Annotated in this window: 25 protein-coding genes and 1 tRNA gene; 11 read left to right on the plus strand and 15 right to left on the minus strand. The window is 52.8% G+C overall.

What is annotated here, in order from left to right; translation table 11 throughout:
- Window positions 1-105: 105 nt before the first annotated feature.
- Entirely contained in the window at window positions 106-1,344 is a 1,239-nt protein-coding gene (locus OE750_RS12200) for a glycosyltransferase family 2 protein (RefSeq protein ID WP_263764513.1), read from the plus strand.
- On the opposite strand, the gene OE750_RS12205 is transcribed toward OE750_RS12200, so the two are convergent.
- The 8 genes from OE750_RS12205 to proB form a co-directional block, all read right to left on the minus strand.
- Entirely contained in the window at window positions 1,345-2,115 is a 771-nt protein-coding gene (locus OE750_RS12205; RefSeq protein WP_263764514.1) for a cephalosporin hydroxylase family protein, read from the minus strand.
- Window positions 2,108-3,169: a class I SAM-dependent methyltransferase gene (locus OE750_RS12210; RefSeq protein WP_263764515.1), complete on the minus strand. Its 1,062-nt coding sequence runs from the start codon at window positions 3,167-3,169 to the stop codon at window positions 2,108-2,110. The genes OE750_RS12205 and OE750_RS12210 overlap by 8 nt, the downstream gene beginning before the upstream one ends.
- Window positions 3,166-3,999 (minus strand): NAD-dependent epimerase/dehydratase family protein, encoded by an 834-nt coding sequence (locus OE750_RS12215; protein WP_263764516.1) that lies wholly within the window; start codon window positions 3,997-3,999, stop codon window positions 3,166-3,168. The genes OE750_RS12210 and OE750_RS12215 overlap by 4 nt, the downstream gene beginning before the upstream one ends.
- On the minus strand, window positions 3,996-5,216 hold the full coding sequence (locus tag OE750_RS12220) for a class I SAM-dependent methyltransferase (protein ID WP_263764517.1): 1,221 nt from the start codon (window positions 5,214-5,216) through the stop codon (window positions 3,996-3,998). The genes OE750_RS12215 and OE750_RS12220 overlap by 4 nt, the downstream gene beginning before the upstream one ends.
- Window positions 5,213-5,755, minus strand: a complete 543-nt coding sequence (gene rfbC, locus OE750_RS12225) for a dTDP-4-dehydrorhamnose 3,5-epimerase (protein WP_263764518.1) — start codon at window positions 5,753-5,755, stop codon at window positions 5,213-5,215. The genes OE750_RS12220 and rfbC overlap by 4 nt, the downstream gene beginning before the upstream one ends.
- On the minus strand, window positions 5,752-6,801 hold the full coding sequence (gene rfbG / locus OE750_RS12230) for a CDP-glucose 4,6-dehydratase (protein ID WP_263764519.1): 1,050 nt from the start codon (window positions 6,799-6,801) through the stop codon (window positions 5,752-5,754). Before rfbG ends, rfbC begins: the two co-directional genes overlap by 4 nt.
- Complete coding sequence (rfbF, locus tag OE750_RS12235; RefSeq protein WP_263764520.1) at window positions 6,798-7,565, minus strand: glucose-1-phosphate cytidylyltransferase; 768 nt, start codon at window positions 7,563-7,565, stop codon at window positions 6,798-6,800. Before rfbF ends, rfbG begins: the two co-directional genes overlap by 4 nt.
- Before the next feature lie 318 nt (window positions 7,566-7,883).
- On the minus strand, window positions 7,884-9,044 hold the full coding sequence (gene proB, locus OE750_RS12240; RefSeq protein ID WP_263764521.1) for a glutamate 5-kinase: 1,161 nt from the start codon (window positions 9,042-9,044) through the stop codon (window positions 7,884-7,886).
- Window positions 9,045-9,319: 275 nt separating this feature from the next.
- Here proB and proC point away from each other — a divergent pair, with 275 nt between their 5' ends.
- The 8 genes from proC (at window position 9,320) to OE750_RS12280 (ending at window position 18,013) form a co-directional block, all read left to right on the plus strand.
- Window positions 9,320-10,099 (plus strand): pyrroline-5-carboxylate reductase, encoded by a 780-nt coding sequence (gene proC / locus OE750_RS12245; RefSeq protein WP_263764522.1) that lies wholly within the window; start codon window positions 9,320-9,322, stop codon window positions 10,097-10,099.
- A gap of 42 nt (window positions 10,100-10,141) precedes the next feature.
- A complete protein-coding gene (locus tag OE750_RS12250) occupies window positions 10,142-11,416 on the plus strand; it encodes a glutamate-5-semialdehyde dehydrogenase (protein WP_263764523.1) in 1,275 nt (424 codons plus the stop codon).
- A 291-nt stretch (window positions 11,417-11,707) separates the two neighbouring features.
- Window positions 11,708-12,769, plus strand: coding sequence for a dipeptidase (locus OE750_RS12255; RefSeq protein WP_263764524.1), 1,062 nt, complete (start codon window positions 11,708-11,710; stop codon window positions 12,767-12,769).
- Between the two features lie 50 nt (window positions 12,770-12,819).
- Window positions 12,820-14,418 (plus strand): ABC transporter substrate-binding protein, encoded by a 1,599-nt coding sequence (locus OE750_RS12260; protein ID WP_263764525.1) that lies wholly within the window; start codon window positions 12,820-12,822, stop codon window positions 14,416-14,418.
- Window positions 14,419-15,492: an ABC transporter permease gene (locus tag OE750_RS12265; protein ID WP_412176227.1), complete on the plus strand. Its 1,074-nt coding sequence runs from the start codon at window positions 14,419-14,421 to the stop codon at window positions 15,490-15,492. It abuts the gene before it with no gap.
- 15 nt (window positions 15,493-15,507) lie between these two features.
- Window positions 15,508-16,419, plus strand: coding sequence for a nickel transporter permease (gene nikC, locus OE750_RS12270; protein WP_263764526.1), 912 nt, complete (start codon window positions 15,508-15,510; stop codon window positions 16,417-16,419).
- Complete coding sequence (locus OE750_RS12275; RefSeq protein ID WP_263764527.1) at window positions 16,419-17,276, plus strand: ABC transporter ATP-binding protein; 858 nt, start codon at window positions 16,419-16,421, stop codon at window positions 17,274-17,276. Before nikC ends, OE750_RS12275 begins: the two co-directional genes overlap by 1 nt.
- Window positions 17,273-18,013, plus strand: coding sequence for an ABC transporter ATP-binding protein (locus OE750_RS12280; protein ID WP_263764528.1), 741 nt, complete (start codon window positions 17,273-17,275; stop codon window positions 18,011-18,013). The genes OE750_RS12275 and OE750_RS12280 overlap by 4 nt, the downstream gene beginning before the upstream one ends.
- Before the next feature lie 389 nt (window positions 18,014-18,402).
- Here OE750_RS12280 and OE750_RS12285 read toward each other — a convergent pair.
- Both OE750_RS12285 and OE750_RS12290 read right to left on the minus strand, forming a co-directional pair.
- A tRNA-Thr gene (locus OE750_RS12285) sits at window positions 18,403-18,478 on the minus strand.
- Window positions 18,479-18,518: 40 nt separating this feature from the next.
- Window positions 18,519-20,180 (minus strand): ABC transporter permease, encoded by a 1,662-nt coding sequence (locus OE750_RS12290; protein WP_263764529.1) that lies wholly within the window; start codon window positions 20,178-20,180, stop codon window positions 18,519-18,521.
- 96 nt (window positions 20,181-20,276) lie between these two features.
- Here OE750_RS12290 and OE750_RS12295 point away from each other — a divergent pair, with 96 nt between their 5' ends.
- Window positions 20,277-21,152: a hypothetical protein gene (locus OE750_RS12295; protein ID WP_263764530.1), complete on the plus strand. Its 876-nt coding sequence runs from the start codon at window positions 20,277-20,279 to the stop codon at window positions 21,150-21,152.
- An 18-nt stretch (window positions 21,153-21,170) separates the two neighbouring features.
- Here OE750_RS12295 and OE750_RS12300 read toward each other — a convergent pair whose 3' ends face one another.
- Window positions 21,171-21,428: a DUF2312 domain-containing protein gene (locus tag OE750_RS12300; RefSeq protein ID WP_263764531.1), complete on the minus strand. Its 258-nt coding sequence runs from the start codon at window positions 21,426-21,428 to the stop codon at window positions 21,171-21,173.
- 128 nt (window positions 21,429-21,556) lie between these two features.
- On the opposite strand from OE750_RS12300, the gene OE750_RS12305 reads away from it, so the two are divergent.
- On the plus strand, window positions 21,557-21,772 hold the full coding sequence (locus tag OE750_RS12305; protein ID WP_263764533.1) for a hypothetical protein: 216 nt from the start codon (window positions 21,557-21,559) through the stop codon (window positions 21,770-21,772).
- Between the two features lie 45 nt (window positions 21,773-21,817).
- Here the strand turns inward: OE750_RS12305 and OE750_RS12310 are convergent, their stop codons facing one another.
- From OE750_RS12310 to OE750_RS12325, 4 genes are read right to left on the minus strand one after another with little or no spacing between them, the layout of a single operon-like run.
- Entirely contained in the window at window positions 21,818-22,228 is a 411-nt protein-coding gene (locus tag OE750_RS12310; protein ID WP_263764534.1) for a TIGR01244 family sulfur transferase, read from the minus strand.
- A gap of 21 nt (window positions 22,229-22,249) precedes the next feature.
- Entirely contained in the window at window positions 22,250-22,678 is a 429-nt protein-coding gene (locus tag OE750_RS12315) for a DUF6691 family protein (protein WP_263764535.1), read from the minus strand.
- A complete protein-coding gene (locus OE750_RS12320; protein WP_263764536.1) occupies window positions 22,678-23,103 on the minus strand; it encodes a YeeE/YedE family protein in 426 nt (141 codons plus the stop codon). The genes OE750_RS12315 and OE750_RS12320 overlap by 1 nt, the downstream gene beginning before the upstream one ends.
- A 60-nt stretch (window positions 23,104-23,163) precedes the next feature.
- On the minus strand, window positions 23,164-24,027 hold the full coding sequence (locus OE750_RS12325) for an MBL fold metallo-hydrolase (RefSeq protein WP_263764537.1): 864 nt from the start codon (window positions 24,025-24,027) through the stop codon (window positions 23,164-23,166).
- Window positions 24,028-24,134 lie beyond the last annotated feature (107 nt).

Raw genomic sequence — 24,134 nt, forward strand, 5'->3', positions numbered from 1 at the left:
AGCTAAGTTAGAGTTCACAATTTAAAACGGCAATACTGGCTGAACTGAAACGTTAGGCCCTTAATCCGCTCTTGAGACAGACCGGACTGAAAGAAGTATCTATTCGTGAAAATCAGTATCATCATTCCCACCAGAGAGCGCAGCCAGTATTTGCGGCACTCGGTTCAAACAGCCCTTCAGATCGAAGATGCGAATATCGAGATAGTCGTCAGTGATAATGCCAGTAGCGATGACACGCAGGATCTTGTCCAGACGCTTGATGACCCCCGTTTGGTTTACGTAAACACAGGCGCGCGGCTGTCGATGCGTGAAAACTTTGAATATGCTTTCAACGCAGCCACAGGCGACTACCTGATTTTCTTTGGCGACGACGACGGCTTACTTCCCAAACAGTTCAAGTTCCTGCGGCAGATTTTGGAAACCTACAAACCGGATGGGGTGAGTTGGATCAATCCAAACTATGGATGGCCAGTTAAAGATTATGGCAAGAGCACGGGGAGGCTCCGGTTGTATCCCGAAGATTTCTTCGGCGCCCCAAAGCATTATCAAGGTTCGGACAACCTCAAGAAACTGTTGGCAGCAGATGTAGGCAATCTGCGTCCGGTTCCACGAATCTATCATGGCTGCCTTTCGCGCGATTATATGCTGAAAACTTCGATGGATAAGAAGACAGTTTTTGACAGTGCAATACCTGATATCAATCTAAGTTATCGATCCATTTTGAAAGATGGCAATTTCATCGGAGTTGACCATCCATTTTCCATCAACGGACATAGCCCCGCAAGCACAGGCGGCGGCCATGGTGCAGCACAGAAAAACCGCCCTCAAACCGGAAGCAGCGAGCTTTTTGCGCAAGAAAACAAAACCGACAAGTTGAGCGATGTGATGCCTCACGCGAAATCAGTTCCATTGGCGTTTTTCTCAACTTTGGAAACCCTAAGACGCAATCATGGGCTTGATAAATTCCAGCCCGACTATTTTTGTTGGTATCACTACGTTCTGGGTTCCGGTCGCAGAAACGCTGAACTCGCGAAAGCGCTGCACGGCATCCTGACAGACCATGCGGTGGCAACAGGGACCACTGAAATGCTCTCTGCTGCACTGGCGGCCCCGCCCAAAGCAAAACGCAGCCTGAAGGAAAATCTTTCACGGCTTAGGAGGAAACTTGACAGTATCAGAGTTGCCACCCTCAAAGATGGTGAGAACACAATACTTACAGCAGCCAACACTATGGACAGTTTGCTTGGAGAAGACTTCGGAGCCGTTCTGTCTGGCGAGATGGAACCGCGCAAGGCGTGGAAACAGGCAAAGCGCCGCTCAAAGGGATTTAAACGTAGGCTGTGACTATCTAACCCGCTTAAGAAAGCCATCATGAGCGACGGTGATCAGCAGTTTTGCTGGAATGCTTTTATCAATCTCAAACTCCGGGTGCGTCTTCAAGTAGTCCCAGACGGCGGTTTTGGGGTTGTTCCCGGGGCCCCATAAGCGGTCTGGGTATTCGTCGGCAGGCATGTCTTCGATCAGGGTATCAAAGACGACACAGTAGCTCCCAACGGATGTTAGCGGTGCATAAAGCTCCAGTTCGTTTCGGACATGGTCATGTGTGTGGTTGGAATCCAGACAGACAAGCACACGCTCATAGCCTTGGGCGGCTTTTTGAACCTTTGCAAATATCTCCGGGTCGATACTGGACCCTTCGATCATTTCAATGCGCGACGCCATCGGGTGCTCCCGAATGGCGGCAAGATTGTGCTCGCGGATGTCGATATCGATGCCCAAAACCTTGCGAGATGATTTTGAAGGATCCATGACTGTCCCAGCCTCAATCGCATCGCACATATCCAAAAGAGCAAGCATGGAGGCGCTGAAGATCAGTGATCCACCGTGTGCAATGCCCGTCTCGATGATCAGGTCGGGTTTAACACTCCAGATCAGTTCTTGCATCGCGACGATGTCTTGCGGGTATTGGATGATGGGGCGATCTTGCCAATGAAAATTATACGAATACTTCGGCTGGGTTGTGGCTTGCAAGAACTCCAGCGCCAGATCGTTCAACGGCTTGTTGTCCATCATGTTCGAGATACGGCCTACGATCTCTTTCTTGAATTCAGTCATTTCCCACCTCTACATAAGTAAATTTATCGTTCGATATTTGCCGGATTTCCTCAGAGTAATTCGGATTCATCACAAGGATTCTTGTTGTTTTAGGTGATTGCGGCAGGATGTCTTCAGGCGCACTCACGCGTAACCCGGTTCCGGCCAGAAAGCACCCTTGCTTGTTAGGATTGATATCAATCACAGCATTGACAGGGCTTCCCGCCCTTTCCCGCAGCAACGCATAGATTACACCTTTCGAGGCTCCGCCCCAGACTATGTCCGATAATTTTGCGGCTGGATCCTGCAACGATGCGCTAAAATCATCGGGGAACTCAACTGGATGCTTCGGATCATACAAGGGGACGCGCAGGTTCGAGAGGTCGCCGACAACATAGATATACTGGCCTCCAAAGCATCGCCCCATTTCCGGCGCATGAGCGAACATTTTTTGAAAGTCTGACAATCGAAAATAATTAACGTGTTCGTAAAACACATCAAACCATGACCGTGCCTCGCAAATCCAATCAAAACAGGGCACTTCGATATAAATCAAGCCGCCCCCGCCATTAGCATCACGCAACTGGCACAGAAATGCATATGGATCAGGAATGTGCTCCAGCACGTGGCGCAGCACGAGCCCCTTCGCCGATAAGCCCAAATCAGGCCCGAAGTAGTGCTTTTGAATGAGCGGGTTATCACCCTCATAGGTCGGATCAAACCCTGTGATCGATGCGCCCCTAGACGACAGCATTTCCAAAAACGTTCCCTTGCCGCAGCCGACTTCGACCAGATCGTCAAGACCTATTGTCTCGGAGATCAGATCGGCGGCCCAGTCCAGATGCTCGCGAAACGGCGCGCTATTGGCCTGTTCATTCTGGTAAGCGGAATCATAGTTAACCAGGGCCGGATCGAAAGCATCGTTCCGCACCAACCCCGTTGTCTGATCTTCGACAATACGGATGTTGCCTTTGGGGCAATTTCGGGCCTCTTCGGTGCTGGTATACATACGGTTCTGAAAAACGGGAAATTCATCCTGCGCATAAAGCAGCCGGGTCTTTGCAGCTTGGGTCATGTTGTGCACTCTTTCCTTAGGCCAACCACTCTTGGCGGATCAGTCAAATTGTCCGGACGCACGCCAAATTTCAGGAGGTCACGGCGGCCATACTGGTCGGCTATCTCTTCTGCGAGAGCTCTGATCGTAACCGCCTTGCCACTGCAAATGTTTGTTGGCCCAATGCAGATGCTCATGATATCTTTTACGAGCAAGTCTGCGGCTGCCGCGACATCAAGATAATCACGCACCGCATTTCCACTCGTCAACTCGGCCACCAGCCCCCTGCTCAGCTGATTGTGCAGATAAGGAACAAGCCGGCGGCTGTCCTCGCGCGCGCCGTAAAGGTAGAATAATCGCGCCCAAAGAAACTCTATATCGGCTGTAGCAAACCAGGACTTCAACATCAGGAAAGTTGCGACTTTCGCCGCTGCATACGGGGTTTTAGGCGCAAGCGGTGTGTCGACAGATAGATCTCCTACGGTTAGGTCATATTCAAAGCATGTGCCCACCGCCACAAACCTGCGCAGTTTTGCAGCAACTGCGCCTTTCGCCATAGACAGTGTTCCTGTCAGGCAGTCCAGATTGCGCTCCGATGTCAAATATTTGCCAGGCTCGGCGTACCATGCAAGGTGAACAACTGTATCATGGCCTGTCAGCACTTTGGTCCACCAGTCGGAAGACTGTTCAAAGACGTCGTCACAAAAGACTATCTGTGTGGTTAGCCCCTCGAGCCTGCCTTCTGTTCCCCTTCTTATAACACAGGTGAGTTCGTGTCCCGCAGCAGCGAGCTTTTGCGCCACTGGCAACCCGACAAACCCCGTGGCTCCGGTGATCAGAATGCGGCTCACTGTGACACCTCAAGCCTTGGCACAGCGGTGACAAACCGGGTGCCAAGCGCAGCAAGGTCGCTGCATTGGGCTTTGACTTCTGTCGCAATATTCCAAGGCAGAATAATCAGGTAGTCTGGCCTGTTTTCGCGCAAAGCCGCAGGCGCCAGTATCGGAATATGGCTACCGGGCATCAGTTTGCCAATTTTGGCTGATGCGGCGTCACAGATGAACGGGAGTAGATCGGGCCTCACACCCGCATAATTTATGATCGTGTTGCCTTTTGCCGCGGCTCCATAACCCGCCACGGATTTGCCCTCGGCCTTGGCATGTAATAAAAACTCGAGAAAGCCGTTTTTGACCTCATCCGCCTGCGACTGGAACGCCAGATAAAACGCGTCACGATCCATTCCGCGTGCCCGTTCCTGATCCAACAATGTGGCCACCGAATTGAGCTGCAGATGCGTGGCTGCCTCATGGCAGCCGTATATGCGAAGGCTGCCGCCATGGGTCGGCAACTCCTCGGCATCAAAAATCCGTAACCCGGCAGCTTTGAATATCCGCTCCACGACCAGCAAGGAAAGATAGGAGAAATGCTCATGGTAGACAGTGTCAAACTGGCGGAGCTCTACCAGGCGCATCAAATGTGGAAACTCAAGCGTAATAACGCCCTGCGGTTTCAATACCGCCTTCAGGGCTGCAGTGAAATCGTTGATCTCCGGCACATGGGCATAAACATTGTTGCCAATGATAAGATCAGCCTGCTCCAAACGCTTCACAAGGTTCATACCGAAGAAGTCTTGTATCACCGGTATACCCTGCCCTCGAGCGGCGGCAGCCGTGCTTTCGGTAGGCTCGACCCCAACACAAGGAATTCCCTTTGCAACGAAATTCTTCAACAAGTAGCCGTCATTTGACGCGATCTCCATCACGTGACTTTGAGGCCCGAGACCAAGCCGCTTGCTCACCATATCCACATAGCGCTGCGCGTGATCCAACCATCCCTGTGAGGTGGATGAGAAATAGGCGTAGTCGTCGGTAAACAAAGCATCAGCAGCCGCGAAGTCTTCGGTTTGCACAAGGCGGCAATTGCCGCATGCCAGCAGTCTGAGCGGAAAGGTGACTTCAGGTTTTTTCAAATCGTCAGAAGTTAGATAGGCATTGGACGGTGGGGCAAATCCAAGGTCCAGAAACCGGGTTTCTAAAGGGGCAGCACAATGGCGACAAACCTGCGTCATAGCGGTGTAACCTCTGTAAGGGCAGGAAGAGTTCTGTCACGTTGCGACAGTTGAGCAACCGGCAAGGGCCAGTTGATTGCCAAATCGCCATCCATCAAGTTAACACCACCCTCTTGATTGGGGGAATAGGGTCGCGAGTGAAAATATTGTAGTTCAACTTCGTCTTCCAACGCTTGGAAACCATGTGCAAAACCCTTAGGGATGTAGATTGAATTACGGCTCTCGGCGTCTAGTATGATGCTGGCGTGTTTCCCGTAGCTTTTGGACCCTTTGCGAAGATCAACAATGACGTCATAGGCCCGACCACGAAGACAGCGAACCAGCTTGACTTCAGCCGCATCCCCACGTTGAAAATGCAAACCACGCAACGACCCCACCCCTCGTGTGAGCGAGAGGTTCATCTGAGCCCAATCTGTATTGAGGCCCTGCATTGCAAACTCGTCATCGCAATAAAACCGTGAAAAAAAGCCACGCTGGTCCCCTTTGGGTTCCAACAACACTTCAAACGTACCATTGAGTGAAAGAGGTCTGAAAATCATAGGCCCCCGAATTCGGAAATTTGCGCCAAGGTGACGTCCTTCGCCGATTCCCCGTCGGCAACTGCCCGATACCAATTTATAGTTTTCTCGATCGTTTGCTCGAACGACCAGCGTGGTTTGATGCCCAAATGGGCTTCGCTTTTAGCGGAATCAAGGCTGAGAAAACCAGCCTCATGCACGGCATCCTTGGAGGGTATCTTAGCCCAACTTCCTCGCCAATGGCGCAAAGCTTCGGTCACCAAATCAACGACTGGGCGTGCATCCTTTGGGTCTGGTCCGAAGTTGAAAGCAGATTGATAGGCCTTGTCCTCCGATGACCAGAGCCGCTCAGCCAAAACAAGATAGCCTGCAAGTGGTTCCAAAACATGCTGCCACGGGCGCACGGCGTTTGGGTTGCGCACAGCTATAGGCTGCTCGAGCTTCAGTGCTCGCACAATATCCGGCACAATCCGGTTGGTAGCCCAGTCACCACCGCCGATTACATTCCCTGCCCTTGCCGAGGCCATCCTGATGTCCGTGCCTGCAAGAAAAGAACGCCTCCAACTCGACACTGCGATTTCCATAGCAGCCTTGCTAGCACTGTAAGGATCATGACCGCCAAGTGGGTCACACTCATTATAGGCTTTTCCATTTTCAAGGTTTTCATAAACTTTGTCAGTCGTGACCATGACGACTGCGCAGCGACCTGTCAGCTGACGAACGGCCTGCATAACATGCGCCGAGCCCATGACGTTCGTTTGCCAAGTTTCCAAAGGGGTTTTATAGGATTCTATGACAAGTGGCTGTGCTGCAAGGTGGAATATGACGTTGGGTTGAACCTCAGCCACCCGGCGGGCAACCAGATTTGCATCACGAATGTCACCGATCATATGATCAGCCAGCGCCTCAATTCCAAGCTGATCGAAAAGCGCAGGCTTCGTGTCTGGCGCGAGGGCCATACCTGCAACATTGGCGCCCAACTGGTTCAACCAAAAAGACAGCCAGCTTCCTTTGAAACCGGTGTGCCCGGTAACCAGAACACTCTTGCCGCTCCAGAAGCTATTCATTTCCAAGTCTTCCAAGGGGCACTATCTTTTGCCCAAAGCTCTTCCAATGTATTCCTGTCGCGCAACGTATCCATAGACTGCCAAAAGCCGTTATGCTTCCATACGGATAGCTGGCCTTCCGCCGCCAAAGTTTCCAATGGGTCCTTCTCGAACACGGTTTGATTGCCTGAAATCCTGTCAATAACGGCTGGTTCACATACAAAAAAGCCACCGTTGATCCACCTACCGTCCCCCTCGGGCTTCTCTTGGAAGCGCGAAACCAGGCCTCCGTCGATTACAAGGCCGCCAAAGCGCCCGGCAGGCTGTATCGCGGTTACTGTTGCTTCGGTCCCTTGCGCACGGTGGTGCGCTATCAACGCCGTCAGATCGACATCGCTGACCCCATCGCCATACGTCAGACAAAATGTTCCATCCAAGTGATCTTTGACACGCTTGATCCGTCCGCCCGTTTGCGTCGTCTCACCTGTATCGACCAGAGTGATTTTCCATGTTTCTGCACGTTGGGAATGTATTTCCATCCCGTTGGTTTCCAGATCGATCGTGACATCTGACATATGCAGGAAGTAATTCGCAAAGTATTCCTTAATCATATAGCCCTTGTAGCCACAGCAGATCACAAATTCATTTATCCCATGCTCACTGTAGTGCTTCATGATGTGCCAAATGATAGGGCGACCACCGATTTCAATCATCGGCTTGGGCTTGAGATGTGACTCTTCGCTGATGCGTGTCCCGAAGCCGCCCGCGAGTATAACCAATTTCATCGCCACTACCTGCTATTCAAAATGCCTGTATAAAGAGTTGCCCAAAAGCAATCATAAATTTGACACGTGGATTTACTGCTCCTGATTGTTCTAACAATCAGCCTCAAAATTATCCGCTAAGGCTAGTTCTCGAAGAACAATAATGCCAGAAAATTTTAGCCTGCTGACGATTGGTGTCTTTTCCATTTTTGGAGACGCACATGCTCCGCATATTTTCAAGGTCCGGTTACTCGTGAGGCTTCCCTTCTGTTTATTATAACTTTTCTCTGAGAGCTTCGTAAAGTGTCTTCCCATTAGACCCGCCGCGAGGCCCCGAGCCTATGCCGGTATTACGATTTTTGGATCATGCTCTGGAGCTTCCAGTTGCAGGTGGTTTTCCTCAAGCACCAGAATGTTTTCTGCACCGACAATGTCACTTTTCGTCTTATAGCCGATCACATTTTCAACCGGCATATCCAGATGGCGCGCCATCAGCATCGTTTCTTCCGAGGAGAAATTTGTCAGCCCACGGGCGACCTCCTCGCCGTCTTCATTATAAATGTGCAAAACGTCACCCTTGGTAAAGTCCCCCTGAATCGAAATAATGTCCAATCTACTAACACCCTGTCTTCTATCAATGATCCCTGATGCAATATCGTTATAGACGACAAGCGTTCCTGACACTTGCAAACGGTTGCTCAGCCAAACTTTCAACGGTGAGGCAGTTGCACCGCGGACAAGACAGCGTGTGAAACGGCGCTCGTTGTTCAGCACAGACGAGACGGGACGCTCGATGATGCCTTCAGCGATAATAGTCTCAACTCCTGCGTTCTGCGCCATATTTGCAGCGTGCATTTTTGTAAGCATACCGCCGCTTCCGAGTTCACTAATACCTGTGGTGGATTCCAGGTGTTCACTGACATCTTCGATTTCATGAATAAACTTCGCCTTGGGATCAGAGGGATCACGATCATATAGCCCCTCAACACTGGTCAGAATGATCAATTCATCGGCCTCGACCATTTGCGCAACTTTGGCGGACAACCGGTCATTATCGCCGACACGAAGGTCGCGGGTCGCGATGGAATCGTTCTCGTTGATGATCGGTAAAATGTCGTTTTCGAACAATCTCAGCATCGTATTCTTGATGTTCAAAAAACGGCGTCTTTCCTCCATATCTTCGACAGTCACAAGCATCTGTGCCACGTCCAAATCGTATTCTGACGCGACCTGACGGTAGGCGTTCATCAAGAGCGGTTGGCCGCAGGCCGCCGCGGCTTGCTTGTCGAGCACACCCGCTTCTTCAGGACGTTTTCCAACCATGTTCAGCCCTAGCGCAACCGATCCAGATGAGGTTAAAATGATATTATGGCCCTGCTTTTGGAGTTCCGCGAGATCGCTTAGCAAGCCGTTCATGAAAGCATAGCGAAGTGTCAAATTTTCACTATTGGCCAGAAGGCTAGATCCGATTTTAACAACAATTTTTTTCTTCTCAGACATATGAAGTCTCCAATAACTATCTGTTTTATGAGGAAAAGTGCTAACCGGTTGCGTCCTTGGGCGCAGCCCTATAGCAAGACCTCATTCAGGTGCTTGAGTGACGTATAACACGTACCCCGTGTGTGAATGCAAACAGGTCGCTGCGCCGCAGCGTAAGCTAAAGCGCATTTGGGCCACTTGGCGCCGAAAGAAAATCACCGGCTGAACGGGCGCCCGCTTGAAGGGGCGCAGCACTCTGCACGTGAGGGGTCGCCGAAGAAAAAGGAAAGCTGAAGATGAAGATACTTTTGATCGGGTGCGGCAAGATGGGTGGCGCAATGTTGCGCCAGTGGGTCAACCAAGGCGGCAACCAGTTTACCGTCGCCGATCCCGCCGTCACAGAGCTACCGGAGGGCACAAGACATGTCACAAAAGCGACATCGCTTCCGCAAGCCGAATTCGACGTAATAGTCATCGCAATCAAACCGCAGATGATCGCGGAACTGCTCCCCGACTACATCCCGGCCTTGAAGCCTGGGGGCTGCTTTGTCTCAATCGCAGCGGGTTGCAGCATTACGACACTGGCCAACATCGTAGGCGATGCTGCCATCATCCGCGTGATGCCAAATCTCGCGGCGATGGTCGGGATGGGTGTGTCTGGCTTGTATGCAAATCCTGCCTGCACGGAACAACAGGTGACAGACGTCACCGCATTCATAGCGCAAACAGGCCGCTGCGTCCCGCTTACCAGCGAAGATGAAATCGATCGCCTGACTGCCGTGAGCGGAAGTGGGCCGGGATATGTGTTTGAAATCATGCGCAGCTATGTCGAGGCTTCCAAGGGCTTGGGTTTTGACGAGGAAACCGCCCGCGCCTTGGTGCTTGATACGATCACGGGCACCGTCGAAACGGCCCGCCAATCAGATGTCTCGCTGGAAGAGCTACGAAACTCGGTGACCAGCAAGAATGGCACCACACAGGCAGGTTTGGACGAACTGCAGCGCGACGGAAAACTGGACACGCTTTTGGATAAAACCGTGCAGGCCGCATACCGCCGCGCTGCCGAATTGAGATAGCTGCCGCGTTTTTGCGCTGCAAGCAGCAACAGGAGATGAAGTATGAATGATCTGAGCGACACGACGAAAGAAATTGATATCACAACATCGGTTGCAAACCTTGGCCAGCGGGCGAAAGCCGCCGCGCACCGCCTTGCTTTGGCAACGGCTGAACAACGCAATCTGGCGCTGATTGAGGCAGCGAAGGCCTTACGCACCCGTACCCCCGAAATACTAGACGCGAATGCCACAGATCTTGCCAGCGTTAGCGGCAAGGATGACGCCTTCATTGATCGCCTTACCCTGACAGAAGATCGTGTCGCCGCCATGGCCGAAGCTGTTGATGCCATTGCCCGGCAATCCGATCCTCTGGGCCGCACACTCGCACATTTCGAACGCCCCAATGGACTAAAGATCGACCGCGTCAGCGTGCCTATCGGTGTCATCGCGATGATCTATGAATCGCGTCCCAACGTCGGCTCTGACGCAGGCGCACTATGTATGAAGTCAGGCAATGCGGTTATCCTGCGCGGCGGCTCCGAAAGCCTGCACTCATCGCGGGTGATTGTTGCCTGCCTGGCGCAAGGGCTCAAGGCAGCGGGCCTGCCCGTAGATGCGGTGCAACTCGTCGACACCCGCGACAGGGAGGCAGTCAAGCTTTTGTTGCACAGCACAGACACCGTTGATCTGGTTATCCCGCGCGGCGGGCGTGGCTTGGTGTCTCTGGTGCAAAAAGAGGCTCGCGTGCCGACTTTATTGCACCTTGATGGAAACAATCACAGCTACATCCATGAAAGTGCGGATATCGGAAAAGCAGCAGGCATTATCCAGAACGCTAAAATGCGCCGGACTGGGATTTGCGGGGCCACTGAATGCGTGGTGATTGATCGTCGGATCGCCTCTGAGGTTCTGCCACATTTGAAAGAGGCGCTTGGCAATTGTGAGCTGCGCGGGGATAGTGAAGCACAGAAAATCCTGCCTGAAATAACACCCGCTACAGATGCAGATTGGGATACGGAATATCTGAGCAATGTCATTTCCGTAAAGATCGTAAGCGATCTGAACGAGGCAATCGAGTTTGTGCAATCTCATTCTTCGGGTCACACCGACGCGATTATCTCCGAAGACACGGACGCAGCCAAACGCTTCATGGCCGCGATTGATTCTGCTGTGGTCATGCATAACGCCTCCACCCAGTTTTCTGACGGAGGCGAGTTCGGCATGGGCGCTGAAATCGGTATCGCGACAGGTAAAATGCACGCACGCGGCCCCGTCGGGGCAGAGCAATTGACAAGCTTCAAATATCTCGTCTTCGGAAACGGCCAGAAGCGCCCGTAATTACTCGCCTAATGCCACAGGCAGCCCGGCACAACTGCCCCAGCCAAAATGTATACGAAGTATAGCCGCTCTGCTCTTGGCCAGCTCCACAATACAGCACGAGCTGGTCAAACGGTTCGGCCTATTGAATATCATCTCACCTCATAAGTCAGATCAAAATAGAGACCAAAAATTTGGCACTTTGATTTAATTTCAATACTTTAGGATCGAAGCGACATATTTCTCGCCCGGATATCTGGCTAAAGCCAATCCGTGTCTCTAGTGTCGGGCTAAAGTTAGAGGTGTTCGAGCATGACCAAAGTAGATAGCCCCGTCATTTTTGATGGCCACAATGACGTCTTGTTGAAATTACATATGGCCGGAGGGCTGTCTGCAACCGAGAGCTTTCTGACAGGGCGAGATGGCGCCATTGATGCTGTTTCTGCAAAAAAGGGAAACTTTGGTGGCGGTTTTTTCGCTGTCTATGTGCCCTCCCCTGTTGATCGTAATTTCAAAATGGAAGAGATGGCAAAGTCGGCATATGACTTGCCGCTCCCCGCGCCCGTTGAATGGTGCGACGCATTACCCGTGGTTATGGCGCAGGCCGCCATTTTGTTTGATCTCGAGAAACGAGGCGCGCTGTGTATATGTCGGTCTGTTGCCGACATCCGTGCGACATTGGACGCTGGCAAAATGGCAGCAATCTTTCACATTGAAGGCGTCGAAGGAATTGATCCAGACTTGAATACTCTTGAAGTTTTGTATCAGGCTGGCCTGAGATCACTTGGCCCCGTCTGGAGCCGCTCCACTATTTTCGGCCATGGGGTTCCGTTCAGATATCCGGGCACACCTGACATTGGCGATGGCTTGACCGAACACGGCGTGCGACTGATCAAGCGCTGCGATGAAATGGGCATTATGGTGGACCTATCCCACTTGAATGAAGCAGGGTTCTGGGATGTTGCCAAATACTCGACCAAACCACTGGTTGCCACTCATTCAAACGCCCATGCAATCTGTCCGCATAGCCGAAACCTGACGGACAGACAGCTCGCCGCAATCAAAGAAAGCGACGGTATGGTTGGCCTGAATTTCGCTGTCGCATTCCTGCGTGACGACGGGAGAATGCTGGCTGATGTGCCGCTGGAGCAAATGATACGCCACCTTGATCACCTGATCGAGCATGTTGGCGAAGACCGCGTAGGCATGGGGTCTGATTACGACGGAGCCGTGGTTCCCGAAGACTTGACCTCTTGTGCGGGTTTGCCCAAACTACGACAGGCCATGGAAAAACACGGCTACGACAAAGCGTTAATCGCAAAAATTTGCCACGAAAACTGGCTGCGCGTGCTGAAGAAAACATGGGGAAAATAACCCTTTGCCAGCCTATGAATAACCAACCACAGAACATGGGAGTTTCTGAAATGAATGTATTTAACCGATTACTGACCAGCGTCGCGATTGGGGCCGCTGTCAGTATGTCGTCCATGGCAGCTTATGCCGAAACACCTGCAAATATGCTGGTAATCGCAAACCGCATTGATGACATCATCACAATCGACCCAGCCGAGAGCTTTGAGTTCGCGGGATCTGACGTGAGCCGCAATGTGTATCAACGTCTTGTCTACCTTGATCCAATGGATCTGGAAGCAGGGTATAAGCCCGCACTGGCCGAAAGCTGGGAGGTCTCCGAAGACGGCAAAACAATCACGTTCATCATGCGGGAAGGAATTACGTTCGAATCCGGCAACCCTGTTCGCGCCGAAGACGCTGCATTTTCGCTTCAGCGCGCCGTGATTTTGAACAAAACGCCTTCGTTCATCTTGGGGCAATTCGGATTCACCCCCGAGAATGCCGCCGAAATGATCAAAGCCGATGGGAACAAGCTGACCATCACCACCGATAAAAAATATGCGACATCGTTTATTTTGAACTGCCTTACAGCAACTATCGGCGCGATCGTCGACAAAGAAACCGTCATGGCAAACGAAGTCGACGGCGATATGGGCAACACCTGGCTCAAAACAAACACAGCGGGTTCAGGCCCCTACAAATTGGACAGCTGGAAACCAAACGACAGCGTGACCATGTCATTGAACCCGAACTACACTGGCGACAAACCCGCAATGGAACGTGTTATTGTGCGCCACGTCACCGAAAGCGCATCACAGCGTTTGTTGCTTGAGCGTGGGGATATCGACATTGCCCGAAACCTGAACCCTGAAGATATCGCCGGCGTAACTGCGGCAGGCGGCGTCAAGGTTGAAGACGAGCTGAAAGGTCACCTGATGTATCTTGCCCTGAACGGCAAACATCCGGTTCTGTCCAAGCCAGAAGTGCGTCAGGCCTTCAAATACCTTGTTGACTATGAAGGCATGCAAAACAGTTTTCTGAATGGGCAATACACAACCCATCAGAACTTCCTTCCTGCAACGTATCTCGGTGCATCTACTGAGAAACCGTTCTCGCTTAACATAGAAAAAGCTAAAGAGCTTTTGGCAGAGGCTGGCGTTGAAGGTTTGGAGATCGAAGCTGGCGTTCGTGAGGCCCAAGAGCGGATCGAAATTGCACAATCCATGCAAAATACGCTTGCTCAAGTCGGCATCAAGCTGAACATCACCGTCGGCACAGCCAAGCAGATCCTTGGTCGTTACCGCGCACGCGAATTGGACATGTATGTTGGTATCTGGGGACCGGATTATCCTGATCCACAGACCAATGCAGGCACCTTTGCCTACAACCCCGACAATTCGGACGAAGCCAATGCAACAGGCCTTCTGGCATGGCGCACGGGCTGGGAAGTAAGCCCCGGGATGAACGCGGCGGTTGAAGCAGCCGTAACGGAAGGGGATCGCGATACGCGGATTCAGATGTATCAGGATATTCAAAAGGAATTCCGCGATACGTCACCATTCATCGTCATGTTCCAACGGATCGAACAATCCGCCATGCGTGAAAACGTGATGAACTTCTCAACAGGGCAAGCGGTTACAAACGCTGCGTACTGGCCGGTTACCAAGTAAATGGCGTTGACCAATGAAAGCAACGAAGAGCGCCCGATGCGGGCGCTCTTTATTGATCGCATATGGCCTACATTGAAGGTTGTGATCTCCACGATTGGCTCAATCGCGGTGACCATGCTGGGCCTGTTGTTCATTACCTTTATTATAGGTCGCGTCATGCCGATTGACCCTGTGCTTGCCATCGTCGGCGAGCGCGCGTCACAAGCGCAATATGACGAAGTTTATCAACAGCTCGGGCTGGATCGTCCGGTTATTGTGCAATTTCTTTTCTACATTTGGGATGTGCTCCACCTCGATTTCGGGATCTCGGTTCTGAACGCGCGACCAGTTTCAGAAGACATCGCACGGGTTTTTCCGGCGACATTGGAATTGGCGACCATCGGGATCATAATCGGCATTGTAACAGGCGTGCCACTCGGCGTGCTGGCTGCGGTCAACAAGGGCACCTGGATCGACCAGATCGCCCGGCTCGTCGCCCTCATCGGTTACTCCATGCCTATTTTCTGGCTGGGCTTGATCGGCTTGCTGGTGTTCTATGGCATTCTGGGCTGGGTCGGAGGGCCGGGCCGTGTCGGAATTTTCTATGTCGATGTGGTGCCGAGCGTAACCGGGCTTATCCTTGTAGATGCTCTTTTGGACGGGAATTGGGACGTATTCAAAAGCGCCTTTAGCCACATCGTGTTACCAGCTTCGCTGCTTGGGTATTACTCGCTGGCCTACATCAGCCGGATGACACGTTCTTTCATGCTGGAACAACTCAGCGCAGAATATGTCACAACTGCACGTGTGAAAGGAATGTCGGAATGGAACGTCGTCTGGAAGCATGCGTTCAAAAATATCCGGGTCCAGTTGATCACGGTCATCGCGCTAAGCTATGCAGGGCTGCTTGAGGGCTCGGTTCTCACCGAGATTATCTTCAGCTGGCCAGGCATCGGCAGCTACATCACCACCGCCTTGCTCAGTGCTGACATGAACGCCGTTTTAGGCGGCACTGTGGTTGTCGGTCTTATTTTCATCCTCCTCAATGTCTTGTCCGATATGCTTTACAAGATCTTTGACCCCCGAGCGAAATAGAAGGGCGGTTCATTCATGTCTAATACTCAAACTTTACGCGAGTGGCTTTTGACCGAAACGCCGACTTCGCGCCGTCATGCCAAGATCTCTGCGTTTTATCATGGCTGGTTAACACTACGCTCTAACACAATGGCGATGATCGGGCTGGGCATTCTTGTGCTGATGCTCTTTGTCGCTGCCGCTGCGCCTCTGCTGGCTCCACATGACCCTTTTACACAGGATCTCGGCAACCGTCTTGCGCCGCTTTGGAGTGACGGGCATGTGTTCGGCACTGATAGCCTTGGACGCGACATTCTTTCACGGCTGATTTATGGAACGCGGATCACACTCTATATCGTAACATTGGTGACCTTGATTGCCCCTGTTGCCGGCCTCTTGGTCGGCACTGTATCCGGCTATGTCGGGGGTTGGACCGACACTGTCTTGATGCGCATCACTGACATTTTTCTCGCCTTTCCCCGTTTGGTTCTAGCCTTGGCGTTTGTTGCCGCCCTCGGAGCTGGCATCGAGAATGCGGTTATTGCGATTTCCCTCACCGCATGGCCCCCCTATGCCCGTATAGCGCGTGCCGAGACACTCACGATCCGCTCATCCGACTATATCAGCGCCATCAAGCTCCAAGGTGCTGGGCCGATCCGGATTATCACCAAGCACATCTGGCCTCTGTGTATCTCCTCTCTGATTGTGCGGGTCACGCTCGATATGGCAGGCATTATTCTGACAGCTGCGGGTCTTGGATTTCTTGGCCTTGGCGCACAACCGCCCAGCCCGGAATGGGGAGCGATGATCTCTGAAGGACGGCGGTTTATTCTCGATCACTGGTGGGTGGCTACTGTCCCTGGCCTTGCCATTTTCACGGTCTCGCTCGCGTTCAATCTATTGGGTGACGGGTTGCGCGATGTTCTCGATCCAAAGGCAGGTGACTGATGGAAACGCTTCTCGATGTTGAAAACCTCTGGGTCAAATTCCCCTCCCGCCAAGGTGTGTTTGATGCCGTGCGCGGCGTATCCTTTACCCTTGGGCGAGAACGCCTTGGTATTGTCGGGGAGAGCGGCTCCGGCAAGTCAATGACGGGCCGTGCCATCTTACGCCTGATCAGAAAGCCCGGCATCGTTGAAGCCGATCATATCAAACTTGATGGTGTGGACCTGCTGACCAAAACTGAAAAGGAAATGCGCGCCGTGCGGGGGCAACGCATCAGTATGGTCATGCAAGACCCCAAGTTCTCGCTCAACCCTGTCATGACAATTGGCAGCCAAATTATCGAGGCCTATCGGCTTCATAACTCGGCGTCCAAAGCGGATGCTTATCGCAAGTCGCTTGAGATGCTCGAAGCCGTATCGATCAACGATCCGGAGCGCGTGATGCGCGCCTATCCTCACGAGATGTCAGGTGGCATGGGCCAGCGGATTATGATCGCGATGATGTTGATCCCCAACCCCGAAATCCTGATCGCGGATGAGCCGACCTCGGCGCTTGATGTATCCGTCCAGCGTCAAGTTCTGGATATCATGGACAAACTAGTGAAAGAACGCGGCATGGGGCTAATCTTTATTAGCCACGACCTGAACCTTGTCGCCGATTTTTGTGACCGGGTTTTGATAATGTATGCCGGTCGTGTGGTTGAAGTTTGTGAGGCGGATAAACTGCATGACGCCAAACATCCCTATACCCGAGGTTTGTTGAACTCTCTGCCACGACTGGATCAGCCCAGCAAACGGTTGGAAGTCTTGCAACGTGATCCCGAATGGTCACAAACCCCAAGTGTGAGTGGCCGGATATGAGCATGTTGAACGTCAAGAACCTAAACGTATGGTTTGGCAAGCGGCAACAGCGTGTAGACGCCGTCAGGGATGCAACATTTGAAGTTGCACGTGGCGAAAGCTTTGGCCTGGTCGGGGAAAGCGGGTCCGGAAAATCCACGATCTTGCGTGCCATTACAGGGCTTGCCCCGAATTGGTCTGGTCAACTCAGCATTGATGGAAATCCCGTGCCACAGAAGCGGCCCAAGGCCTTTTACAAACAAGTGCAGATGGTCTTTCAAGACCCCTACGCGTCGCTTCACCCGCGCCATTCTGTTGATCAGGTGCTGGGCGAAACCCTGCAACTGCACGGCTTTCGGGATATAGACAATCGGGTCGTCAAACTGCTTGATGATGTGGGACTCGGCCAAAAGTTCCGCTTTCGATATCCACATCAGCTTTCCGGTGGCCAGCGTCAGCGGGTGGCCATTGCGCGGGCTCTGGCGCCAGAACCGGAGTTGCTTTTGCTTGATGAACCAACATCGGCTCTGGATGTATCGGTGCAGGCTGAAATCCTTAATTTGCTTACAGATTTGCGAGCAGACCGTAACCTGACATATCTCATGGTGTCGCATGATCTATCCGTAGTCGGGCATATGTGTGATCGCCTTGCTGTCATGAAAAGCGGAGAGGTTGTTGATATCCTGAGCGTTGCAGCTCTGAGATCAATGGAGGCTTCTCACCCTTACACACGGCAGTTATTCGAGGCATCACTTTAGATTCGTGTCCTCATGCCAAGTGACTTAGGGCGCTGTCATAATAAAATGTGGCTAGAAACCTGTCAGTCCGCAATGCTCACACTTCGCGGCAAAGCCCGAGGCCTTCCGCAAGCTGTAGATGCTCCAACGCTTAAACCGATCTGAAGTCTGACGTCAGATGACGAAAGACATTTCTAGAGTTTTTCTTTTGGTTTCAGGTTTCGAAAATTTTAAACAGACAACAACATTTCCAAGTATATCCTATTTTCGAGAATCTCCGCCTCCTCCAAACATACAACATTTGCGCCGGATAAAGCCAAACCGACGTGAACGGGATAGAACAATATATCCACCAACCCCATATAACACAGGGCTTCTCGGATATTTTCGGATAAAGCTTGTTGGTTAAATGGTGCCCCCACACGGACTCGAACCGCGGACCTATTGATTACAAATCAATTGCTCTACCAGCTGAGCTATAGGGGCACTGCGGGCCGATTTAAGGCAGGAATCTTACGCTTGCAAGCTAAAAATTCGCCCTATTTGCACGCGCCAACAAGATCACAGCAAAAAGGCTCACAACAATGATAAAAATAGCCGCTGGCGAGGCCTCGACTAGGTTCTCCAAGCTCGCTTGATCATGCACGCGGGTGGCCAGCGTATCATAGTTAAAGGGGCGTAAAAGCAGGGTTGCAGGCAGTTCTTTTACGCAATCCACAAACACCAGAAGCAAAGCAGAGCCCACCGAGCCTTTGATCAGTGGCAAATAAACTTCGCGCAAAACCTGCCCTTGCTGGCGGCCCAAAGAACGCGCCGCCATGCCCAGTGAAGGTGAAACCCGTTCAAGGGCCGCATCAGCAGCGCCCTGCCCGATGGCAAAGAAGCGCACAAAGTATGCCAGTATCAGCGCAAAGGACGAGCCTGTCAGAATCAACCCTGGGTCAAAGCCCGTAAGCGCAAGTGTGAAGTCGGCCAGAGCATTGTCAAACGCGGCCAGCGGCAACAATATCCCCACAGCCAACACAGCCCCGGGCGCGGCATAGCCAATCGTTGTGATCGGCTGCAAAAGTCGCGGCAGCACCCTCCCCGACAGCTTCACACCATAAACCAGCAGCAGCCCGCCAAAAACCGTCAGAAAGGCCGCGATTGAGCCGACTGTAATGGTATTCCACGCCGCGCGGTAAAGCTCGGGCTCAGTCCAGAGCGAGGCACGCTCAAGCGCATGTAAAAAAATCGTACCCGCCGGCAATATAAAACCCACTGTAAAGGGCAGCGCACAACCAAGTGTCGCCAGAAGCGCCCGCCCCCCGCGAAGCCGCTTGCGGGCAATCGGCCTATGCCGCCCGCCTTGGTTGAAAAAACGTGCACGGCGGCGCGATACTTTTTCAAGGGTTACAAGCACAATCACCAGCACAAGCACGACACAGGCTATTTGCGCAGCCCCGCCCGCATTGTTGCCTTCAAGCCATGTACTGAATATCCCAGTGGTCAGAGTTTGCACGGCAAAGTAATCAACCGTACCAAAATCATTCACCGCTTCCATCATCACGATCGCCGTGCCAGCAGCCACAGCAGGCCGTGCCAATGGCAGACCTATTCGCCAAAGTCGCTTAAGTGCACCTTGGCCCAGCGACATAGCCACCTCTTCGCTTGCTCCCGACTGCTCGTGAAACGCCGCGCGCGCCAACAAATAAACATACGGATAAAGCGCTGCCGCCAAAACGACTATTGCCGAGCCAATCGAGCGTATTTCAGGGAACCAGTAATCTCGTGCACTCTCCCAGCCAAAAACGGCCCTCAAGCCCGTTTGTACCGGGCCGGCATATTCCAGCAAATCAACCAGCGCATAGGCCCCGACATAAGCAGGCACGGCCAAAGGCAGCAACAGGAGCCATTCAAACCAGCCTGCCATAGGAAACTGATAGCGCGCGATAAGCCAGGCCGCACCCGTGCCTGTAAGCGCCGCCAAAATCCCGACTCCTCCCATCAAAACGAGCGTATTGCCAAGATAGCGTGGCAGAGTTGTCGCCAGAAGATGCGGCCAGATGTTCTCGGTGGGAAACAGCGCAATCGTAGCCACAGCTATAATGGGGCCAAGAACCACAAGTGAAATCAAGATCGCTGTGAAAGACCAGGGATCAGGCAAAAGACGCCATCTGCGCCTGGGGTTTTGAAGCACATGTTCCATATTCCCGCTCATGCCCGATTGCGGTTTAACTGTCCAGAAAAGACCGTATATTAACGAAGGTACATAAAAGACGATCCATAAGGACAAGCCGCTCTCATGCAAATCGTGTTTCACGCTGGCGCACATAACACCGATGAAGACCGCATCATCAAATGTCTGCTTAAAAACCGCCCCGATTTCAACGCACTGGGCATCAATGTGCCGCCTCCAGGGCGCTACCGAAAACTGATGCACCAGACGTTGCTGGCCATGTCCGAGGCCCCGCCCAGCCCAGATGCACGCGACATTCTGATAGAGACAATCCTTGAAGAAGAACCCTGCGAGCGTATGCTTCTATCCAATGAAAACTTCTTCTGCGTGCCCAACATGGCGCTGCGTGGCGCGCAGTTTTATGACAAGGGCCACGAGCGCGTAGATCTGCTCTCCCAGCTTTTTGCCGAAGACGAAATCGAAATCTTCCTCGGAATCTGCAATCCGGCAACCTATCTGCCTGCACAGTTTCGCCGCACCAAATTTGACGACTTCGCCGATATGACTTTCGGCGCTGATCCGCGTGATCTGCGCTGGTCCGATCTGGTCTACCGCATCCGCGAGAACAACCCGAATATCGCCCTCACCGTCTGGTGCAACGAAGATACACCGCTGATCTGGGGGCAAATCATCCGCGAACTGGCTGGTATTGATCCCAACGCCAAAATCAAAGGCGGGTTTGATCTGATCTCCGAGATTATGTCAGCCGAGGGTATGGCGCGCTTTCGGGCCTATCTCGCAGAACACACCGATATGACAGAATTTCAAAAGCGCCGCGTGATCGCCGCCTTCCTCGACAAATTCGCCCGAGAAGACATGATCGAGGAAGAGCTTGATCTGCCCGGTTGGACAGACGCTCTGGTGGATGAACTCACTGAAATCTATGATGAAGATGTCTTTGAAATCAGCCGCATCCCGGGAGTGAACTTTATCGCCCCCTAGGTTTGCGGCCGCAGGCGCTTACATTCCAAGCGCTTCTTTGTACATCTCGAGCATTGCCTCTTCTTCAGCAATATCATCGGCATCACGTTTGCGAAGGGCCACAACCTTGCGCAGAACTTTGGTATCGTAACCGCGTGCCTTGGCTTCGGCCATCACCTCTTTTTGCTGCTCGGCAATGTCTTTTTTCTCGGCCTCAAGCCGCTCGAAGCGCTCGATAAACTGGCGCAGTTCATCTGCTGTCACACGGTAGCTCGATGGGGTTGAGTTGTCGTCCATGGGCTCTCTCCAGTTCTGGGCACTCTCTCAGACCGCCTTGCTATCGCTCCCTCGCGCGCCCTGCAAGGGCTTTCCCTTGCTGCGCACGCCGTGATGCGCTAGGCGCAACCCGTGCAAAGGAGACACCCATGGAATACCTCGTCTACACAGGTGCCGCGCTCACCGTTTTGGGCCTCATCGGCCTCATATATTCGATCATAAAGGTCAATGCCGCGCGTCGCGAAAACCTCTCCGACGAGGCTCTGCGCGCGCGCGTACAAGCTGTATTGCCATGGAACCTCGGCGCGCTCGGCCTCTCAGCCTTGGGTCTTGGTTGCGTTGTCGCAGGCGTTCTGCTCGCCTAAATCGTTTCGAGTTTGAGGTGGGACACCGCCTGAAATCGAACCGCTTTAGACCAGCATCGGACGCAACGGGTTCAAATCATACCCCGCCTGCGCAGCGGTATCTATGATATCGTTCGCCGGCATTTCGCCCACCTGACCAAGCGCCCAAACATAGGTGCAGCGCGTTCCCGAAGCACAATAGGCAAGAACTTTGCCTTTGGCAGATGAGGCCAGCTCTTTCTGGCGGGCCACATTGTCGGTAAGCATCAGGGTCTGGCTCACCAGCGGATGAAAATGATAGATCAGCCCCGCAGCCTCGGCAGCCTTCTGCATCAGGTCATGTTGCAGCTCAGGACCGTTTTCGATGTCAGGCCGGTTGCAAATCACATCGCTAAAGCCTTGTTCGGCCAGTTGAGCCATCGCCTCAGGTGTAATCTGTGGCGAAACATAGTAAGTTTCTGTCAATTTCCGAACCATTCTCTGGCTCCTTTCCATTTTTTATGCAGTTGCAGGGCGCACGACGAGCCGCAGAATATGAGGGGTCAGCCACATGCCTACAAGCATCGCGGCAAAAAACACCCAGTGAAACACACCACCATAGCCAAGCGATGCCATCGCAGGGCCAGGGCAAAGCCCCGACAGACCCCAGCCCGCACCAAACAATAGCGAGCCGATAGCGAGGCGGCGGTCAATCTTCACAGGCGGTTGGGGCGGAAACTGCGGTGTTGTCACAGGCCGCCGCCCTTTTGTCATACGCCATGCAAAAAACATCGGGATGATCGCACCGCCAAGCACAAAGGCCAGCGTCGGATCCCACGCACCAAAGATATCAAGCCAACCTTGCACTTTTGTTGTGTCGGTCATGCCCGAAATAAACAGCCCTGCCCCGAAGAGCATGCCTGATAGAAGAGAAAACATCAGCCGCATCAGATGATCCCCCAGATATGGCGGAAGAGCAAAACACTTGCCCCCCCCGCAAGGAGATAAAGCAACGTCGCCACAATTCCGCGCACCGAAAGCCGCGAAATTCCGCAGACCCCGTGCCCGGAGGTGCACCCATTAGCCAGTCGTGTGCCGATGCCCACAAGCAGCCCCGCCGCCACAAGCACCGCGGCACTCTGGCTGATATGCGTATCAACTTCGCTAAAGAACGGATACAGCAGCAACGGCACACCAAACGTGCCAGCCAAAAAGGCAAGCCTGTCGGCCCACTCACTGCGCCCCGAGCCGTCAACCAGCCCGCCGATTATTCCGCTCGCGCCCATAATGCGCCCGTTGCCCCACAAGAGCACAACCCCGCCAAGCCCGATGAGGAACCCGCCAGCGAGCCCCCAGATCCAATCTGGTTCCATTCCCGTTTCCTTCCGTCCTGTAGAATTAAAGGCCCGTTCGCATAAGGCCTGCCTAGTCTATTATATCTTGTTAACCGGCACTTTCAGAAAAACATCCCCCTGCTCATCCGCCGGCGGCATCTGCCCCGCGCGCATATTCACCTGAAGCGACGGAATAATCAGCTTGGGCATTGCCAGTGTCGCATCGCGATCATCGCGCATCTTCACAAACTCACCCTTGGAGCGGCCCGCGCCAACATGAATATTCTTGGCTTTTTGCTCGCCGACAGTGGTTTCCCAAGCAAATTCTTCACGCCCGGGTGCCATATAATCATGGCCCACAAAAATCCGCGTCTCATCTGGCAAGTTCAAAATTTTCTGGACCGAGTCAAACAGCAACTCCGATGATCCTCCGGGGAAGTCACAACGCGCCGTGCCGAAATCCGGCATAAACAACGTGTCACCCACAAATGCCGCATCACCTATCACATACGTCAGACAGGCTGGCGTATGACCAGGGGTGTGCAACACATCTCCACGCAACTGCCCGATGTGAAAGCTGTCGCCTTCGCGGAAAAGTTTGTCAAACTGGCTACCATCACGCTGAAACTCAGTGCCTTCATTGAACACTTTGCCAAAAGTATCCTGCACAACCGTGATCTGTTCACCAATCCCGATCTTGCCGCCAAGCCGTTCTTGCAAATAAGGCGCAGCAGAAAGGTGATCAGCATGCACATGGCTTTCAAGCAGCCACTCCACAGTGAGCCCTTCTGCGCGCACATATTCCACAACAGCATCCGCCGAGCGCGTGTCTGTCCTTCCTGATGAATAATCAAAATCCAGAACAGAATCGATAATCGCACAAGCACTTCCCGAAGGGTCTTTCACCACATAGGAAATCGTGTTGGTCGCGTCGTCGAAAAATCCTTTTACTTCGGCCTTCATAGTCCTCTCCCGTTTCCATCCAACAATTGGATGCTATATATATTCAATTTTTGATATGTGTCAATAACCCGCCGTCAAACAGCTTTACAAAGTTGCCCAAAGCTTGC

Origin of the sequence: Lentibacter sp. XHP0401 (assembly GCF_025751535.1) — a bacterium.
Lineage (GTDB): Bacteria > Pseudomonadota > Alphaproteobacteria > Rhodobacterales > Rhodobacteraceae > Lentibacter.

Bases quoted from the DNA above. Each gene is read 5' to 3' on its own strand.
- nikC (WP_263764526.1), top strand. From the start codon at position 15,508: ATGTCTAATACTCAAACTTTACGCGAGTGGCTTTTGACCGAAACGCCG.
- proB (WP_263764521.1), bottom strand. From the start codon at position 9,044: ATGTCTGAGAAGAAAAAAATTGTTGTTAAAATCGGATCTAGCCTTCTG.
- proC (WP_263764522.1), top strand. From the start codon at position 9,320: ATGAAGATACTTTTGATCGGGTGCGGCAAGATGGGTGGCGCAATGTTG.
- OE750_RS12260 (WP_263764525.1), top strand. From the start codon at position 12,820: ATGAATGTATTTAACCGATTACTGACCAGCGTCGCGATTGGGGCCGCT.
- rfbG (WP_263764519.1), bottom strand. From the start codon at position 6,801: ATGAATAGCTTCTGGAGCGGCAAGAGTGTTCTGGTTACCGGGCACACC.
- OE750_RS12280 (WP_263764528.1), top strand. From the start codon at position 17,273: ATGAGCATGTTGAACGTCAAGAACCTAAACGTATGGTTTGGCAAGCGG.
- OE750_RS12255 (WP_263764524.1), top strand. From the start codon at position 11,708: ATGACCAAAGTAGATAGCCCCGTCATTTTTGATGGCCACAATGACGTC.
- OE750_RS12265 (WP_412176227.1), top strand. From the start codon at position 14,419: ATGGCGTTGACCAATGAAAGCAACGAAGAGCGCCCGATGCGGGCGCTC.
- OE750_RS12325 (WP_263764537.1), bottom strand. From the start codon at position 24,027: ATGAAGGCCGAAGTAAAAGGATTTTTCGACGACGCGACCAACACGATT.
- OE750_RS12295 (WP_263764530.1), top strand. From the start codon at position 20,277: ATGCAAATCGTGTTTCACGCTGGCGCACATAACACCGATGAAGACCGC.
- OE750_RS12290 (WP_263764529.1), bottom strand. From the start codon at position 20,180: ATGGAACATGTGCTTCAAAACCCCAGGCGCAGATGGCGTCTTTTGCCT.
- OE750_RS12275 (WP_263764527.1), top strand. From the start codon at position 16,419: ATGGAAACGCTTCTCGATGTTGAAAACCTCTGGGTCAAATTCCCCTCC.
- OE750_RS12305 (WP_263764533.1), top strand. From the start codon at position 21,557: ATGGAATACCTCGTCTACACAGGTGCCGCGCTCACCGTTTTGGGCCTC.
- OE750_RS12315 (WP_263764535.1), bottom strand. From the start codon at position 22,678: ATGCGGCTGATGTTTTCTCTTCTATCAGGCATGCTCTTCGGGGCAGGG.
- OE750_RS12310 (WP_263764534.1), bottom strand. From the start codon at position 22,228: ATGGTTCGGAAATTGACAGAAACTTACTATGTTTCGCCACAGATTACA.
- OE750_RS12210 (WP_263764515.1), bottom strand. From the start codon at position 3,169: ATGACCCAAGCTGCAAAGACCCGGCTGCTTTATGCGCAGGATGAATTT.
- rfbC (WP_263764518.1), bottom strand. From the start codon at position 5,755: ATGATTTTCAGACCTCTTTCACTCAATGGTACGTTTGAAGTGTTGTTG.
- OE750_RS12250 (WP_263764523.1), top strand. From the start codon at position 10,142: ATGAATGATCTGAGCGACACGACGAAAGAAATTGATATCACAACATCG.
- OE750_RS12300 (WP_263764531.1), bottom strand. From the start codon at position 21,428: ATGGACGACAACTCAACCCCATCGAGCTACCGTGTGACAGCAGATGAA.
- rfbF (WP_263764520.1), bottom strand. From the start codon at position 7,565: ATGAAATTGGTTATACTCGCGGGCGGCTTCGGGACACGCATCAGCGAA.
- OE750_RS12205 (WP_263764514.1), bottom strand. From the start codon at position 2,115: ATGACTGAATTCAAGAAAGAGATCGTAGGCCGTATCTCGAACATGATG.
- OE750_RS12220 (WP_263764517.1), bottom strand. From the start codon at position 5,216: ATGACGCAGGTTTGTCGCCATTGTGCTGCCCCTTTAGAAACCCGGTTT.
- OE750_RS12320 (WP_263764536.1), bottom strand. From the start codon at position 23,103: ATGGAACCAGATTGGATCTGGGGGCTCGCTGGCGGGTTCCTCATCGGG.